The 15,609-nt window shown below is 69.4% G+C and carries 11 protein-coding genes and 3 tRNA genes; 5 read left to right on the forward strand and 9 right to left on the reverse strand.

The genetic code is table 11. The features are described from left to right. Positions 1-94: 94 nt before the first annotated feature. The 3 genes from NUG20_RS13740 to NUG20_RS13750 form a co-directional block, all read right to left on the reverse strand. The gene (locus tag NUG20_RS13740; RefSeq protein ID WP_263395017.1) at positions 95-565 is read right to left on the reverse strand and encodes a GFA family protein; all 471 of its coding nucleotides are present in this window, start codon (positions 563-565) and stop codon (positions 95-97) included. A 108-nt stretch (positions 566-673) separates the two neighbouring features. Continuing rightward, positions 674-3,157, reverse strand: coding sequence for a ribonuclease R (rnr, locus tag NUG20_RS13745; RefSeq protein ID WP_263395018.1), 2,484 nt, complete (start codon positions 3,155-3,157; stop codon positions 674-676). Positions 3,158-3,286: 129 nt separating this feature from the next. Next, positions 3,287-3,373 (reverse strand) — tRNA-Leu (locus NUG20_RS13750). Positions 3,374-3,956: 583 nt separating this feature from the next. Here NUG20_RS13750 and NUG20_RS13755 point away from each other — a divergent pair. Both NUG20_RS13755 and NUG20_RS13760 read left to right on the forward strand, forming a co-directional pair. Continuing rightward, positions 3,957-4,043: transfer RNA gene (locus NUG20_RS13755), tRNA-Leu, on the forward strand. A gap of 389 nt (positions 4,044-4,432) precedes the next feature. Then, positions 4,433-4,519 (forward strand) — tRNA-Leu (locus tag NUG20_RS13760). 229 nt (positions 4,520-4,748) lie between these two features. Here the strand turns inward: NUG20_RS13760 and NUG20_RS13765 are convergent. Continuing rightward, positions 4,749-4,946: a hypothetical protein gene (locus NUG20_RS13765; protein ID WP_263395019.1), complete on the reverse strand. Its 198-nt coding sequence runs from the start codon at positions 4,944-4,946 to the stop codon at positions 4,749-4,751. 275 nt (positions 4,947-5,221) lie between these two features. On the opposite strand from NUG20_RS13765, the gene NUG20_RS13770 reads away from it, so the two are divergent. Then, the gene (locus tag NUG20_RS13770; RefSeq protein WP_263395020.1) at positions 5,222-5,569 is read left to right on the forward strand and encodes a type II toxin-antitoxin system RelB family anti-toxin; all 348 of its coding nucleotides are present in this window, start codon (positions 5,222-5,224) and stop codon (positions 5,567-5,569) included. A 193-nt stretch (positions 5,570-5,762) separates the two neighbouring features. Here the strand turns inward: NUG20_RS13770 and NUG20_RS13775 are convergent, their stop codons facing one another. The 5 genes from NUG20_RS13775 to NUG20_RS13795 form a co-directional block, all read right to left on the reverse strand. Next, on the reverse strand, positions 5,763-7,304 hold the full coding sequence (locus NUG20_RS13775; RefSeq protein ID WP_263395021.1) for a GDSL-type esterase/lipase family protein: 1,542 nt from the start codon (positions 7,302-7,304) through the stop codon (positions 5,763-5,765). 158 nt (positions 7,305-7,462) lie between these two features. After that, positions 7,463-9,040 carry a DHA2 family efflux MFS transporter permease subunit gene (locus NUG20_RS13780; protein ID WP_263395022.1) on the reverse strand — a complete coding sequence of 526 codons (1,578 nt, stop codon included), beginning with the start codon at positions 9,038-9,040 and terminating at the stop codon, positions 7,463-7,465. An 8-nt stretch (positions 9,041-9,048) separates the two neighbouring features. After that, positions 9,049-10,230, reverse strand: coding sequence for an HlyD family secretion protein (locus NUG20_RS13785; protein ID WP_263395023.1), 1,182 nt, complete (start codon positions 10,228-10,230; stop codon positions 9,049-9,051). A 10-nt stretch (positions 10,231-10,240) separates the two neighbouring features. After that, positions 10,241-11,725 carry an efflux transporter outer membrane subunit gene (locus NUG20_RS13790; RefSeq protein ID WP_263395024.1) on the reverse strand — a complete coding sequence of 495 codons (1,485 nt, stop codon included), beginning with the start codon at positions 11,723-11,725 and terminating at the stop codon, positions 10,241-10,243. Between the two features lie 8 nt (positions 11,726-11,733). Beyond that, positions 11,734-12,183 (reverse strand): MarR family winged helix-turn-helix transcriptional regulator, encoded by a 450-nt coding sequence (locus NUG20_RS13795; protein ID WP_263395025.1) that lies wholly within the window; start codon positions 12,181-12,183, stop codon positions 11,734-11,736. Positions 12,184-12,323: 140 nt separating this feature from the next. On the opposite strand from NUG20_RS13795, the gene NUG20_RS13800 reads away from it, so the two are divergent. Then, on the forward strand, positions 12,324-13,211 hold the full coding sequence (locus NUG20_RS13800; RefSeq protein ID WP_263395026.1) for an AraC family transcriptional regulator: 888 nt from the start codon (positions 12,324-12,326) through the stop codon (positions 13,209-13,211). Positions 13,212-13,268: 57 nt separating this feature from the next. Further along, positions 13,269-15,512, forward strand: a complete 2,244-nt coding sequence (gene parC, locus NUG20_RS13805) for a DNA topoisomerase IV subunit A (protein ID WP_263395027.1) — start codon at positions 13,269-13,271, stop codon at positions 15,510-15,512. Positions 15,513-15,609 lie beyond the last annotated feature (97 nt).

The following is a 15,609-nucleotide window of genomic DNA, read 5'->3' on the forward strand; positions in this document are numbered from 1 at the left end:
GCGACCGGGGCCAAGCGCGCAGGAGTCCTGTCGCGAACGTGAGCCCACCAGGCGCGATCTACAGAAAAGCCGCATGGCACCGCAGCAGCCCGGCTCAGGCGGGCCAGCGCTCGGTGTCGTGGTCCGGATGCTGGTGCGACACCACCTGCGCCAGGAATGGCGCCGCGTCCAGATCGGCATCGGTGCGAATCGCCGGCAAGCGGTGCAGGCCATCGACGAACGGCAGTTTGCCCTCCAACCCGTACTGGATCCGCGGCGGCAGCGCCGCCGGATCGTCGAACGCGCCGGCGGCCACCGCGATGCCGTCCGGCGCCTCGTAGGTCAGCGGCGTGCCGCAGTCGGCGCAGAAACCGCGCCGCACCAGATTGGAGGATTGGAAATGCTTCAGCGCGCCACGCGTCCATACCAACTCCGCGCCGCGCGTGGACACCAGCGGCGCGTAGTAGGCGCCGAACGCCTTCTGGCACATCCGGCAATGGCAGATCGAGGCGTCGTCGAGCCGGCCGCGCACGTGGAAGCGCACCGCGCCGCACTGGCAACCTCCGCTGTAGTCGTCATGCTCCATGTCCGCTCTCCGCTACGAATCGCATCGCGCAGGAAGCGCCCCCTGCGCATCGCGCAAGGAGCCAGCGATCGCGGCGGCCGCTGGGCGGCCCGCCGCGATCCTGCGCCATCAGTACTTCTTTTTCTTGCGCTTGGCCGGCTGCTGCTGGCCGCGTTCCGGCGGCGGCGGCATGTCGGTCATCGGCTCGCCTTCCACGACCAGGCGGAAGTCGATCTTGCGCTCTTCCATGCTCGCCTTCAGCACCAGGATGCGGACCCGGTCGCCGAGCCGGAACTGCATGCCGCGACGCTCGCCGGACAGGGTCTTGCGCACCGCGTCGAACTGGTAATAGTCCTGCGGCAGCTGGGTCACGTGGATCAGGCCGTTGACCTTGGACTGGTCCAGCTCCACGAACAGGCCGAAGCTGGTGACGCCGCTGACCACGCCGTCGAACTGGCCGCCGACGTGCTTTTCCATCCACGCCGCGCGGTAGCGCTCGTCGACCTCGCGCTCGGCCTCGTCGGCACGGCGCTCGCGCTCGGAGCACTGCAGCGCCAGCGCCGCCATCTCGCGCGGCGAGTACAGGTACTTGTCCGGCGCGCCGTGGGTCAGCGCGTACTTGATCGCGCGGTGCACCAGCAGGTCCGGATAGCGGCGGATCGGCGAGGTGAAGTGCGCGTACGCCTCCAGCGCCAGGCCGAAGTGGCCGGCGTTGTCCGGCGAGTACACCGCCATGCTCTGGCTGCGCAGCAGCACCGACTCCAGCAAGGCCGCGTCGGGGCGCTCGCGCACCTTCTTCAGCAGCTTGGTGTAGTCGCCCGGCACCACCTTGCTCCACGGCGGCAAGCTCAGCTTGAATTCTTTCAGGAACTCGAGCAGGTCCGCGTACTTGGACTCCGGCGGCCGCTCGTGCACGCGGTACGGCGCCGGGATGCGCGCCTCCAGCAGGTGCCGCGCCGCGGCCACGTTGGCGGCGATCATGCATTCCTCGATCAGCTTGTGCGCGTCGTTGCGCACCAGCATGCCGGCCTGGGTCACTTCGCCGGTGTTGTCGAGCACGAAACGCACTTCCGAGGTCTCGAACTCGATCGCGCCGCGGCGCGAACGCGCCTTGGCCAGCACGTGGAACAGCTGGTACAGGCGCTCGATCTGCGGCAGCACCGCGGCCACGTCCTTGCGCACCTGCTCGTCTTTCTCGCCCACCGCCTGCCACACCTGGTCGTAGGTGAGCCGCGCATGCGAATTCATCACCGCCTCGTAGAAGCGCGCGCCGCCCACTTCGCCCTGGCGATCGATCTGCATGTCGCAGACGAAGCACATGCGGTCGACCTTGGGATTGAGCGAGCAGATGCCGTTGGACAGCGTCTCCGGCAGCATCGGCACCACGAAGCCGGGGAAGTACACCGAGGTCGCGCGCCGGATCGCTTCTGCGTCCAGCGGCGTGCCCGGGCGCACGTAGTGCGACACGTCGGCGATCGCCACCACCAGGCGGAAGCCGTCGGCGTTGGGTTCGCAGAACACCGCGTCGTCGAAGTCCTTGGCGTCGGCGCCGTCGATGGTCACCAGCGGCGTCTGCCGCAGGTCCACGCGGCCCTTGATCGCGGCCGGCTCCACCGTCAGCGGCACCGCCGCGGCTTCGTCGAGCACCGCCTGCGGGAATTCGTACGGCAGTTCGCGGCCGTGGATCGCGGTTTCCACCACCAGCGACGGGGTCAGCTTGTCGCCGAGCACCGCGATGATCTTGCCGATCGGCGGGCGCCGCCCGTCCGGGGTGGAGGTGAGTTCGCACACCACCAGCTGGCCGTCGCGGGCCTCGCCCATCGCATCGGTCGGGATCTGGATATTGCGCTGGATGCGCTTGTCGTCCGGCACCACGTAGGCGATGCCGCCTTCCATGCTGAAACGGCCGATCAGCCGGCTCAGGCCGCGCTCGATCACCCGCGCGATGCTGCCTTCGCGGCGGCCGCGGCGGTCGATGCCGGTGACGTTGGCCAGCGCGCGGTCGCCATGCAGCACCTTGCGCATCTCGTACGGCGGCAGGAACAGGTCGTCGCCGCCCTCGTCCGGGCGCAGGAAGCCGAAGCCGTCGGGATTGGCGATCACCACGCCGGGGATCAGGTTGGTCTGCTGCACCGGCGCGTAGCCGCCGCGGCGGTTCTGCACCAGTTGCGCCTCGCGCAGCATCGCGCCCAGACGCTTGCTCAACGCCTCCCTGCGCGAGGGCTCGGTCAGGCCGAGCTGCGTGGCCAGTTCTTCCAGGGTCTGCGGGCCATCGCAGCGGTCGAGCAGCTGCAGGATCGCCTCGCGGCTGGCGATCGGTTCGGCATAGCGCTCGGCCTCGCGCGCGGCGAACGGATCGGCGACCGCGGCAGGTTTCTTGCGCGAGGACGGTGCGTTGCGCGAGGCCGGTGCGGACACAGGCTCGGGCGGATGCAGCGGCTGCAACGGCGGCTTGGGGCTACGCCGCAGGAAACTGGGGAGACTGGGCATCCACGACGGCATCCGGGATTTCTTCGCCGCAGGCGGTGCGGCCGGGGCGCCGCCCTTGCTGGCGGGCGTGTCGTGGGACGCAGACTTGCCGGGCTTGCCGGACTTGGTTTTTCGATTGGTCATTCACCCATGGTACTCGCTGGGCCGTCAACGCAGGCAAACCCGGTCCCGGACCGGGGCCGCCCAGAAACGACGAGGCCCGCGTCAGCGGGCCGGTCGTTGCGGGAGTTCAGCGCTCCCGCGTCTTGCATGTGGTGCCCAGAAGAGGACTCGAACCTCCACGAAGTTGCCCCCGCTAGCACCTGAAGCTAGTGCGTCTACCAATTCCGCCATCTGGGCGCTGAAGGCCGCGAATTCTGCGGGCAGCGCGCGCCCTTGTCAACGCCGGCGAACGACGCGGCGCCAGGGGACGCGCGGGCAGCGAACGGCACATTCCGTGTGCGTCGCCAGGCCGCTGGATGCGTGCCGTGATCGAACGCGTGCCATGCGCTGGCGTTTCGGCCGCGTCGCGACCGGCTCGAACCAGTGCATGCCCGACCACGGCGGTGTCCTGCCACCGCCGGCCGCGGAGGCCTGCGCATCGGCGCCTCGTGGGGGATCGCCGACGACGACGCGTCCACCGCCGCCGAACACGTCGCCGCACGCCGCGATGGCGTGCCAAATTCGGCAGTTCCCGCGCCACCAAGTGCATCCGGGCAGCAGCAGCGACTGCAACCTGACGATGCCCCCTGCCCCATCGGCGGAGCGGTGCCACGCTCGGCCACTGCGGCGCGACCGCCCAAGACCTGCGCTTTCGCGCTGGACCCTCCCTCAGGAGCGTCGGTTGCACGCACCGCCGACAGCACGCGCCACGGCCGACGCGGCGTCGGCAGGCAAGGCTTGACAGCGGCGCGCGCAACCGACAAAATTCTCGGCCTGTATCGCCCAGGTGGCGGAATTGGTAGACGCACTAGCTTCAGGTGCTAGCGGGGGCAACTTCGTGGAGGTTCGAGTCCTCTCCTGGGCACCATCGATACAGCAAGAGTCGTAAAGAAAAACCCGCTTCGGCGGGATTTTTTTTGCCTGGCGTTCGCCGCTGCGGCGTGCGTCACCCGTGCATGCCCTGCTCGGGCTTTGTGGGGAGGACGCCTGTCCGGCGCTTTGCCGGCTGTGTCGCGTCGGGACCGAAGCCCTCCTACAACTACAACGACTGCGGTCCCATGTTGTCGCCGATGCGTCAGCGCTTGGCTTGCCGAGGCGGCCGGCATCCCTCCTGCCCCGATAACGCGATCGCCCCCGCATGCATGCCCGGGTCGCGCCGCAGGAGCGGTTCGGCCAGCGCGCCGCGATCGCACGCCATGCACGCACTAACTTGCTTGACAGCACCGCGCACTGCCAGCAGAATTCCGCGCCTGTATCGCCCAGGTGGCGGAATTGGTAGACGCACTAGCTTCAGGTGCTAGCGGGGGCAACTTCGTGGAGGTTCGAGTCCTCTCCTGGGCACCATCGATACAGCAAGAGCCTTAAAGAAAAACCCGCTTCGGCGGGTTTTTTGTTGCCTGCGCCGCACGTCTCACCACGTCCACTCCGATAGCCCACGCCTCCGCGTAGCCGCGGCGACCGCATGCTCGCCGGATTCCGCCGCGCGTCGCTGCGAGGGCGATCGCTGCACAACGCCACGCGACAGCAACAGCGCCGGCATGCACGCATGCCTGTTCCCGCATCCGCGGCGCGCTCAGCGCTCCAGCCGCCGGAACGCGCCGAGGTCCACGCGCACGCCTTCCACCCATACCGCCACCAGGTACGCGCGATAGCCGGGATTGTGGCGCTCGGCTGCGCGCGCGGCCACGTAGGCGTTGGCGGCGTGGACCAACACGGACAGTGTCGGCTCCAGCTGCGCCACGCGCCTGAGCTTCACTTCGTAGGTGGCCATGCCGCATCCGCGCAACGCGCGCTGGCACCGGCCCGGGCGGCCCGGCGCGACCGCACGGTGGTCCGTTGCGCCGTCGCCGCGACGGCAATGGAAAATGGGCGCAGCACTGCGTACTCCTGGGTCGTCCTTGTCCGGCGTGCATGTCCTCACGCGTCAGCGTGGCCCGCACCGCCAAAGTATTGAATCTCAGAACATCTAGAGTCAAGCATGGCTGTACGACAAGGTTGTAGATGCTCCATATCTTGGTAGGCCCCGTCTCAGCAAGGCCCACCGCGATGAAAAGCTTCGGCGACCGTTTGCGCGAAGCCAGGAAAGCCGCCGGGCTCACCCAGGAACAATTGGGCTTCGCGCTGGGCGTGACCAAGTCGTCGGTGTCGGCCTGGGAAAACGATCGCGAGACCCCGAGCTTCCGCCTGTTGCCGAACCTGCGCGGCGTGCTCAAGCGCTCGCTCGACGAACTGATCTGCGGCCAGGGCCAGGGCGCGCGCGTGCATGAGCTGCCGGGGGACTACGCGCTGCAGGCGCACGACGCGCACGAGCAGGCATTGCTGACCCGCTACCGCAACCTGCCGGCGCGGCGCCGCGAAGCCGTGCTGGAGCTGCTCAAGCCGGACAAGGGCTGAGTCCGCCGCCGCATCCACCAGCGGACATCCCCTGTAGGAGCGGCTTCAGCCGCGACCGGGGCGTTCCCGGACAGATCCGGTCGCGGCTGAAGCCGCTCCTACAGAGAAAAACGGCGCGCCGCTGATCGACGCCGACGGCCAGCGTGGCCGGGTGCCGCCCTGGCAGGGCAACACCGCTCCCCCAAGCAGTGTTTCAATCGCCGACGCCGACCTCGCGCAACGCCTCGCCCCAGATCCGGTAGCCGTCCTCGCTGGGGTGGGTGCTGTCGGGCATCAGCGCCTGCGGCAGGCTGCCGTCGGGTTGCAGGAAGCGCGCACCGATGTCCAGCCAGCGCACCGCCGGGTCGTGGCCGAAGCGTGCGGCCAGCAAACGGTTGGTCTGCACGATCGGTTCGCGCCGCGGCGCGTCGGCGGCGAAGCCGCGCGGCAGGATGCCCATCAACACGATCTTGCTGCGCGGCAGCCGCTGCCGCACCTGCGCAACCACCGCGGCCACGCCGTCGGCGGTTTCCTGCGGCGTGCTGGCACGCGCGTTGTCGGTACCGGTGAGGTTGTTGGTGCCGATGTTGATCACCACCCAGCGCGGCGCCAGCCCGTCCAGCTCGCCCTGGCGCAGCCGCCACAGCACGTTCTGGGTACGGTCCCAGCCGAAGCCCAGGTTCAATACCTTGCGCGCGCCGAAGGTGCGCTGCCAGGCCTGCGCGCCGCTGACCCGGGTGGCCTGCGGCGGCCCGGCCCAGAAGTGGGTGATCGAGTCGCCGATCATCACCACCTCCGGCTGCAGCCGGCGCGCCGCGTCCAGCGCGGCGTGGTGGCGCGCGTACCAGTCGTAGGAATCCTGCTCCAGCCACGGCACCGGCACCAGCGCGGTATTTGCCTGCGTCATCGCCGCCAAAGGGACCCGCGGCGGCTCGCCGAGCAGCCGCGCCAGGGTCGGCTCGATCGCCTCGGCCATGCGCCGTTGGCCGCGCGTGTCCGGATGCAGCGCCTTGCCGGCCGGACGCAGCCGCGGGTCGTAGAACAGGCCCTGGTCGAGCGCGCCGTCCTTGCCGAACACCGCGCCGATATCCAGATAGGTGACGCGCGGGTTGTCGCCGTAGCGCACCGCCAGCGCGCGGTTGACCTCGACATCGCGCGCGCTCTTCTGCGCCGACACCGCGCTGGGCAGCAGGCCGAGCAGCAGGATGCGCGTGTGCGGCAGGCGCTGTTCCAGCGTCGCCACCACCGCGTCGATGCCGAGCACGGTATCCGCCGCGCTGTGGTTTTCGTGGCCGGTGTTGTTGGTGCCGATCAGCAGCATCGCCACCTTCGGCCGCAGGCCATCCACTTCGCCATGCTGCAGCCGCCACAGCACATGCTCGGTGGCATCGCCGCTGAAGCCCAGGTTGAGCGCGCCGCGGCTGCCGTAGAAGGTCTGCCAGGTCGGCTGGAAGTCCTCGTCCGGCGCGTCGGCCTTGTCGTAGTTGTGGGTGATCGAATCGCCGATCAGCAGCAGCGGCGCGTCCGGCTGCGCGCGCACCTGCGCCAACACCTGCTCATGGCGCTGCGCCCACCAGGCTTCGTGCAGGCGATCGGCCGGCGTGGTCGCTGCCACGCCGGTTTCGGCCTGCGCGCCGCCAACGCCGAGGAAGCTGAGGGACAGCAGCAACGCCGCACCCTGCCAGGCGCGCGCACCGCGGCGACGCGGCGGCGAGAAGTCCGAGCCAGACCACAAGGCGCGCAGAAAACGCTGCATGTCGAACCTGCCGATGCTTGCGAGGGAGCGGCATTCTGGTCTGCCGATCGCCGCGGCGGCAAGCGCGGCGCCAGCGCAGGCCGGTGTGGGCGCGCGGCGTCCGCGCACAAACGAAACCCCGCACCAGGCGGGGTTTCGTGGTTGCCGGCAGCCCGGACTCAGTGACCGCCTGCGGCGGCCGCACCGCCACCGCCCGCGAACGGCGGCTTGGCCAGCCACAGGAAGAAGATGATGCCCAGGAACGTCCAGCCCAACAGGTAGAAGATGTCGTTGAAGCCCATCTGCGAGGCCTGGTGGTTGATGGTGTTGTTGAGGAACGCGGCGCCGGTCTGCAGGTCGCCCTGCCCCATCGCCTGCACCTGTTCCTGCATCCCCGGCGTGTAGGTGGAGATGTGCTCGGTAAGATGCGCGTGGTGCATCTGCGTGCGCTTGGCCCACAGGTAGGTGGTCAGCGAGGCGGCGAAGCTGCCGCCCAGCGTGCGTAGGAACGTGGCCAGGCCGGAGCCGGCCGCGATCTCGCGCCCGTCCAGGTCCGACAGCAGGATCTGCAGCACCGGCATGAAGAACAGCGCCACGCCCACGCCCATCAGCAACTGCACCCCGGCCACGTGGGCGAAATCGACCTGCAGGTTGAAGTCCGAGCGCATGAAGCTGGTCGCCGCCATGAAGATGAAGGCGATGCTGGCGAGCATGCGCAGGTCGAAGCGCGGGGCGTACTTGCCGACGAACGGGGTCATGATCACCGGCAGGATGCCGATCGGCGCGGTGGCCAGGCCGGCCCAGATCGCGGTGTAGCCCATGTCGCGCTGCAGCCACTGCGGGATCAGCAGCGATACGCTGAAGAACGCGGCGTAGGCCACGATCAGCGCCAGCGTGCCGGCGCGGAAGTTGCGGTGGCGGAACAGGCGCAGGTTGACGATCGGATCCTTGTCGGTCAGTTCCCAGATCAGGAACACCGCCAGCGCCACCACCGAGACCGCGGCCAGCACGATGATCTTGTCCGAGTTGAACCAGTCCTCGTCGTTGCCCAGGTCCAGCACCAGCTGCAGGCAGCCCACGCCGATGATCAGGGTGATCAGGCCGACGTAGTCCATGCGCGGGCGCTCTGTCGGTTCGGGGCGGTCGCGCAGCTGCGCGCCGACCACCACCGCGGCGATGATGCCCAGCGGCACGTTGATCAGGAAGATCCATTCCCAGCTGTAGTTGTCGGTGATCCAGCCGCCGAGGATCGGCCCGGCGATCGGCGCGACCACGGTGATCATCGCCAGCAGCGCCAAGGCCTGTCCGCGTTTCTCGCGCGGGTAGATCGACACCAGCAGGCTCTGCGTGATCGGATACATCGGCCCGCACACGAAGCCCTGGATCGCGCGCGACACCACCAGCATGCCCATGCTCTGCGCCAACCCGCACAGCAGCGAGGCGGCGGTGAACGCCAGCGTGGCCCAGATGAACAGCTTGGTCTCGCCGAAGCGGCGGCTCAGGAAGCCGGTCAGCGGCAGCGCGATCGCGTTGCTGACCGCGAACGAGGTGATGACCCAGGTCGCCTGTTGCGAACTGGCGCCGAGGTTGCCGGCGATGGTCGGCAGCGAGACGTTGGCGATGGTGGTGTCGAGCACCTGCATGAACGAGGCCATCGCCAGGCCCATCGTGCACAACGCCACGCTGGGCGGGCGGAAGCCCAGCGCAGGCGCGCCCGGTGCCCCGGGCGCGGCAGGAATGGCAGCTTGGTTGGACATGGCCGGGCTCAGTTCGCCTTGGCGGCGGCAGGCAGGTTGGCGTGGATGATCTGCGCGATGGCCTCATCGGCCTGGCCCAGTTGCTGCGCGTAGACGTCGGTGTCCAGCAACGTGCCGGTGGCGAACTTGCTCGGCAGCACGCCGCCGTTCTGCTGGTGCAGGTTCACGTCCACCTTCATCGACAGGCCGATGCGCAACGGGTTCTGCGCCAGTTGCTTGGAATCGATGGCGATGCGCACCGGCACGCGCTGCACGATCTTGATCCAGTTGCCGCTGGCGTTCTGCGCCGGCAGCAGCGAGAACGCACTACCGGTGCCCAGGCCCAGGCTCTGCACCGTGCCCTGGTAGCGCACCGCGCCACCGTACAGGTCCGACTCCAGCTCCACCGGCTGGCCCAAGCGCATGTGCTTGAGCTGGGTTTCCTTGAAGTTGGCTTCCACCCACACCTGCTCCAGCGGCACCACCGCCATCAGCGCGGTGCCGGGCTGCACGCGCTGGCCGACCTGCACCGAACGCCGCGCGACGTAGCCGGAGACCGGCGCGACGATCGCGCTGCGGGCGTTGTTGAGGAACGCCTGGCGCACCTGCGCGGCGGCGGCCTGCACGTCGGGCTGGTGGGCCACGCCGTTGTCGTCGATCAGCGCGCGGTTGCGCTCCACCGTCTCGCGCGATCCGCTGACCGCGGCCTCGGCGGCGGCCAGCTGGTCGCGCGCATGCGCCAGCTCTTCGGCGGAGATCGCGCCGGTGGCGACCAGGCTGCTGCGGCGGGCGACGTCGGCGCGTGCGCGCTGCAGGGTCACCTGCTGCGCCGACAGTTCGGCCTGCGCGCCTTCCACGCTGCGGAACAGGCCGCGCACCTGGCGCACGGTCCGCGCCAGGTTGGCTTCGGCCTGCTGCAGCGCGACCTGGGTATCGGCCGGGTCGAGCTTGACCAGCAACTGGCCGCGCTGCACGCGCATGCCGTCGTCGGCGCCGATGCTGACCACGGTGCCGGCCACCATCGGCGTGATCTGCACCAGGTTGCCCTGCACGTAGGCGTCGTCGGTGTCTTCGTGCCAGCGGCCGGAGACGAAGTACCAGATCGCCAGCGCGATCAGCACCAGCACCACCACCACGGCCAGGCCGCGCAGCAGCTTGCCGCGCCGGCTGGGGGCGGGAGCGGAGGAATCGGGGGTCGTTGTCTGATTCATTGCGGCGGTCTCAGGAATGCGTGGAAGCGGAAGAGGTCAACGGAGCGTCGGCCGCGGAGGTGGCTTCGTAGCCGCCGCCCAGCGCCTGGTTCAGGCGCACCGACACCAGGATCTGGTTGGACTGCAGCGAGGCCAGGCGCTGCTGCGCCTCGAGCAGTTGCTGCTGCACGCTCAGCACGTCCAGGTAGTTGCCGATGCCGGCGCGGTAGCGCTGCTGCGCCAGGTCGAAGGCGGCCTGCGCGGTGTCCACCGCCTGCGCCTGCTGCTGCGCCTGCTGCGCCAGCGAGCGCGCCGCGCTGACCTGGTCGGCGACCTCGCGCAGCGCCGCCACCAGCGCCTGGTTGTAGTCGGCCACGGCCAGGTCGTACTGCGCGTCGCGCTCGGCCAGCTGGCTGCGCAGGCGGCCGCTGTCGAACAGCGGCAGGCTCAGGCTCGGCGCGAACACGCCCAGCACGGCGTCGCCCTTGAACAGGTCGGAGGGATTGGTCGCGGCCACGCCGCCGAGCGCGAGGATGTCGATGCTGGGATAGAACTGTGCCTTGGCCGCGCCGATGCTCTGCGAGGAAGCCTCCACGCGCCAGCGCGCGGCGACCACGTCCGGGCGCCGCCCGAGCAGGTCGCTGGGCAGCACCGACGGCAGTTGCACCGCCACCGGGTCCAGCGGCCGCGGCCGCTCGATCTGCAGGCCGCGATCCGGGCCGCGCCCGAGCAGCGCCGCCAGCGCGGTACGCGCTTCGTCGATCTGCTGCTGCGCGGCCTGTTGCTGCTGGCGCGCCGCCGGCACCCGCGCCTCGGCCTGGCGCAGCTGCAGGTTGCTGTCGATGCCGGCGGCGACGCGCTGCCGCACCAGCTTCAGGCTGTTGTCCGAGCGCGCCAGCTCTTCGCCGGCCAGGTCGTACAGGCGCCAGGCGTAGCCGAGCTGCGCATAGGCGCGGGCCACGCCCGCCGACAGGTCCAGGCGCGCGGCCTGGGCATCGACCTGCGCCGCATGCGCCTGGTCCACCGCCGCTTCCCAGGCCGCACGCTTGCCGCCCCACAGGTCGAAGCCGTAGCTGAAGTTCAGCAGCGCCTGCTCGTTGTGGATGTACTTGCCGCCGATCTCGTCGCCGGCCAGCCCCTTGGGCAGCTGCAGGCCGGTATAGCCGGCCGACAGCGACAGCTTGGCGCCGCGGTCGGCATTGGCCGCGCCGGCCTGGGCCTGCGCCAGGCGCAGCCGCGCGTCGGCCGCTTCCAGGTTCGGCGTGCCCTGCAGCGCCTCGGCGATCAGCGCGTCCAGCTGCGGGTCGCCCAGCGCCTTCCACCAGTCCTGCTGCGGCCACGCGGCCGGCGCCAGCTGGTCGGCGGCCAGGGTCTTGCCGGCCTGCAGCTGCTGGTCGGCGTCGAGCCTGCGGCCCTGCGGCTCCAGGCCGCGGCTGCTGGCGCAGGCGGCCAGCGCCAGGGTGAGTGCCGCGGCCGCGAACGGGCGCAGGCGATGGGACGAAGCGGAGAGGTTCATAAGCGGATTCATGGCGAATTGAGGGAATCGCGGACGCGGATCAACAGCGAAGTGAGGTGCTCGCGCTCGTCGGCGGAAAGATCGCGCAGCGCGCTGGCGATGGTCTCGTCGCCGCGCCGCTTGAGCTGTTGCCACAGCGCTCGGCCTTCGTCGGTGAGCACGATCTGCAGCGCGCGGCGGTCCTGCGCATGCGCTTCGCGGCGCACCCAGCCCAGGTCCTGGAGCTTGTCCAGCAGGCGGGTGACCGCGCTGGGGTTCTGGCCGATGGCCTGGGCCAGTTCGTTGGCGGTGCACGGCGCCATGTAGGCCAGCGCCTTCATGCCGATGTAGTGGCTGAAGCCAAGGCCGAGCTCGAGCTCGGCCATGGAGTCATCCAGGCGCCGCATCAGGCCGTCGCGCACCTGCCGCAGCAGCAGGCCGAACGACGGCGGATCGGGAAGGGAGGGAGCGCAGTTCATGGGTGCTAATTATTTTCATATAGAAATATATGTCAAGGAAATATCTCACCTACAAACAAATGCTGCGTTGCAGCAACGCAACGCCGGCGAGCGCACACTCTAGTCCCGGACAGGCCTGGCCAAGTATTACAATCGGGACAATGAATATCGAAATCGCGCCATCCTCGCCGTCAGCATCCGGCCACGAACCGGCCCATCTGCTCGATCCGCGCGCGAAGGACTGGTTCGAGCGGGCCGATGGCCCGTCGCTGCTCGCGTTCCTGGCGCACAAGCCGGTCGCGCTGGAGCACGAGGTGGACTGGCACCGCCATGTCCGCGGCCAGATGATCTGCGTGGAAGAAGGCCTGCTGAGCACCCGCACCGAGCACGGCCACTGGTCGCTGCCGCCCGGTTGCGCCGGCTGGATGCCGCCGCAGGCGATGCATACGGTGCAGATCTCCGGGCCGTTGCGCGGCTACGTGCTGCTGGTGGCGCCGTCCGTCTGCGCCGACCTGCCCGATCGCCCGTGCGTGATCGGCATCAACGGCCTGCTGCGCGAACTGCTGCTGCGGGTGGCCTCATGGGACCTTCCCGAGGCCCTGGACGCGGACCAGCAGCGGATCGGCGCGGTGCTGCTGGACGAGTTGCGCAAAGCGCCGCTGCAAGGCCTGCACCTGCCGATGCCCAGCGACCGGCGCCTGCTGCGCATCGCCGGGCAACTGCTCGCCACGCCTGCCGACGATCGCTCGCTGGCGCAATGGGCGCACTGGGCCGGATTGTCGCCACGCAGCCTGAGCCGGCATTTCCGCGATGAGACCGGGCTCGGCTTCGCCGGCTGGCGGCAGCAGGCACGGCTGGCCGAGGCGCTGCGCCAGCTCAGCGACGGCGCCAGCGTCGCCGATGCCGCGCACCGGCTCGGCTACAGCAGCCCCAGCGCCTTCGTCACCGCCTTCCGCGGCCATTTCGGCCATCCTCCGGCCCGTTATCTGGCCAGCACCGGCCGCACCGGCACCACGCGCGGCTTGGCATCGCCGGCCGCATCCGGATAATCGACCGGCTGACCTGCGGCGCCCGCCGCCGCGTTCCCCTATAGGTATTTCCCGCGCATGACCGATCTCGCCCGCCCCGCCTTCCATGGTTTCGAACAGCTGCCGCTGCGCGAATACGCCGAACGCGCCTATCTCGACTATTCCATGTACGTGGTGCTGGACCGCGCCCTGCCGTTCCTCGGCGACGGCCTGAAACCGGTACAGCGGCGCATCATCTACGCGATGAGCGAGCTCGGCCTGAACGCCACGGCCAAGCCGAAGAAGTCCGCGCGTACCGTGGGCGACGTGATCGGCAAGTACCACCCGCACGGCGACAGCGCCTGCTACGAGGCGCTGGTGCTGATGGCGCAGCCGTTCTCGTACCGCTACCCGCTGATCGAGGGCCAGGGCAACTTCGGCTCCACCGACGACCCGAAGTCGTTCGCGGCGATGCGCTACACCGAGTCCAAGCTGACCCCGATCGCCGAAGTGCTGCTCGGCGAGCTCGGCCAGGGCACGGTGGACTGGTCGCCGAACTTCGACGGCACCATGGACGAGCCGACCTGGATGCCGGCGCGGCTGCCGCACCTGCTGCTCAACGGCACCACCGGCATCGCCGTGGGCATGGCCACCGACGTGCCGCCGCACAACCTCAACGAGATCGTCAGCGCGCTGATCCGCCTGCTCGACGATCCCGACGCCAGCGTCGCCGACCTGTGCGAACACGTGCGCGGCCCGGACTACCCGACCACCGCCGAGATCATCACCCCGGCCGCGGACCTGCGGGCGATCTACGAGACCGGGCACGGCAGCGTGCGCGCACGCGCCACGTTCCTGAAGGAACACGCCAACATCGTGGTCACCGCGCTGCCCTACCAGGTGTCGCCGTCCAAGGTGATCGAGCAGATCGCGCAACAGATGCGCGCCAAGAAGCTGCCGTGGCTGGAGGACATCCGCGACGAGTCCGACCACGCCAACCCGGTGCGGGTGGTGCTGGTGCCGCGCTCCAACCGGGTCGATGCCGAGCAGTTGATGGGCCACCTGTTCGCCACCACCGATCTGGAGCGCAGCTACCGGGTCAACCTCAACGTGATCGGCCTGGACGGCCGCCCGCAGGTCAAGAACCTCAAGACCCTGCTGGAGGAATGGCTGCGCTTCCGCAGCGACACCGTGGTGCGCCGGCTCAACCATCGCCTGGAGAAGGTCGAGCGCCGCCTGCACCTGTTGGAAGGCCTGCTGGTCGCGTTCCTCAACCTGGACGAAGTGATCCGCATCATCCGCAGCGAGGACGAGCCCAAGCCGGCGCTGATCGCGCGCTTCGCGCTCAGCGAGGAACAGGCCGACTACATCCTGGAGACCCGCCTGCGCCAGCTGGCGCGGCTGGAGGAGATGAAGATCCGCGGCGAGCAGGACGCGCTGGCCAAGGAGCGCGAACAGTTGCAGGCGGTGCTGGCCAGCAAGACCAAGCTGAAGAAGATGATCAAGGACGAACTGGTCGCCGACGCCAAGAAGTTCGGCGACGCGCGGCGCTCGCCGCTGGTGCAGCGCGGCGCGGCGCAGGCGATCGACGAGACCGAGCTGGTGCCGAGCGAGCCGATGACCATCGTGATGTCGGAGAAGGGCTGGATCCGCGCGGCCAAGGGCCACGACGTGGACCCGGCCGGCCTGTCCTACCGCGACGGCGACAGCCTGCTGGCCGCGGTGCGCGGGCGCAGCACGCAGCAGGTGGCGTTCCTGGATTCGGAAGGGCGCGCCTATTCCACGCTGGCGCATACCCTGCCCTCGGCGCGCGGCAACGGCGAACCGCTGACCGGGCGTTTCTCGCCGGCCTCCGGCGCCTCGTTCCAGGCCATGACCAGCGGCGAGAACGACAGCCGGCTGGTGCTGGCGTCCTCGCACGGCTACGGCTTCGTCACCCGCTTCGAGAACCTGACCAGCCGCAACAAGGCCGGCAAGGCGATGCTCAACCTGACCCCGAACGCCAAGGTGCTGACGCCGGCCTCGGTGAGCAATCTCGCAACCGACCGCATCGTCGCAGTGACCAGCGCCGGCCACCTGCTGGCGTTCCCGATCGCCGACCTGCCCGAGCTGGACAAGGGCAAGGGCAACAAGATCATCGAGATCCCCAAGGCCAAGCTCGGCACCGAGCGGGTGGTGGCGATCGCCGCGGTCGCGCCGGGCAACACGCTGCTGGTGAAGAGCGGCCAGCGCACCATGTCGCTGTCGTTCAAGGACCTGGACGCCTACCTGGGCGTGCGTGCGAGTCGCGGCGGGCTGTTGCCGCGCGGCTGGCAGAAGGTGGATGGCTTGGCGGTGGAGTGAGTTTGAGGCCGGGACTCGGGACTCGGGACTCGGGACTCGCAACAGCAAACAGCAAATCGGCCCTTTCGGGCCGATTTTTTTCTCGCATCAAAACAGC

Origin of the sequence: Xanthomonas sp. CFBP 8443 (assembly GCF_025666195.1) — a bacterium.
Lineage (GTDB): Bacteria > Pseudomonadota > Gammaproteobacteria > Xanthomonadales > Xanthomonadaceae > Xanthomonas_A.

Bases quoted from the DNA above. Each gene is read 5' to 3' on its own strand.
- NUG20_RS13740 (WP_263395017.1), bottom strand. From the start codon at position 565: ATGGAGCATGACGACTACAGCGGAGGTTGCCAGTGCGGCGCGGTGCGC.
- rnr (WP_263395018.1), bottom strand. From the start codon at position 3,157: ATGACCAATCGAAAAACCAAGTCCGGCAAGCCCGGCAAGTCTGCGTCC.
- NUG20_RS13765 (WP_263395019.1), bottom strand. From the start codon at position 4,946: ATGGCCACCTACGAAGTGAAGCTCAGGCGCGTGGCGCAGCTGGAGCCG.
- NUG20_RS13770 (WP_263395020.1), top strand. From the start codon at position 5,222: ATGAAAAGCTTCGGCGACCGTTTGCGCGAAGCCAGGAAAGCCGCCGGG.
- NUG20_RS13775 (WP_263395021.1), bottom strand. From the start codon at position 7,304: ATGCAGCGTTTTCTGCGCGCCTTGTGGTCTGGCTCGGACTTCTCGCCG.
- NUG20_RS13780 (WP_263395022.1), bottom strand. From the start codon at position 9,040: ATGTCCAACCAAGCTGCCATTCCTGCCGCGCCCGGGGCACCGGGCGCG.
- NUG20_RS13785 (WP_263395023.1), bottom strand. From the start codon at position 10,230: ATGAATCAGACAACGACCCCCGATTCCTCCGCTCCCGCCCCCAGCCGG.
- NUG20_RS13790 (WP_263395024.1), bottom strand. From the start codon at position 11,725: ATGAACCTCTCCGCTTCGTCCCATCGCCTGCGCCCGTTCGCGGCCGCG.
- NUG20_RS13795 (WP_263395025.1), bottom strand. From the start codon at position 12,183: ATGAACTGCGCTCCCTCCCTTCCCGATCCGCCGTCGTTCGGCCTGCTG.
- NUG20_RS13800 (WP_263395026.1), top strand. From the start codon at position 12,324: ATGAATATCGAAATCGCGCCATCCTCGCCGTCAGCATCCGGCCACGAA.
- parC (WP_263395027.1), top strand. From the start codon at position 13,269: ATGACCGATCTCGCCCGCCCCGCCTTCCATGGTTTCGAACAGCTGCCG.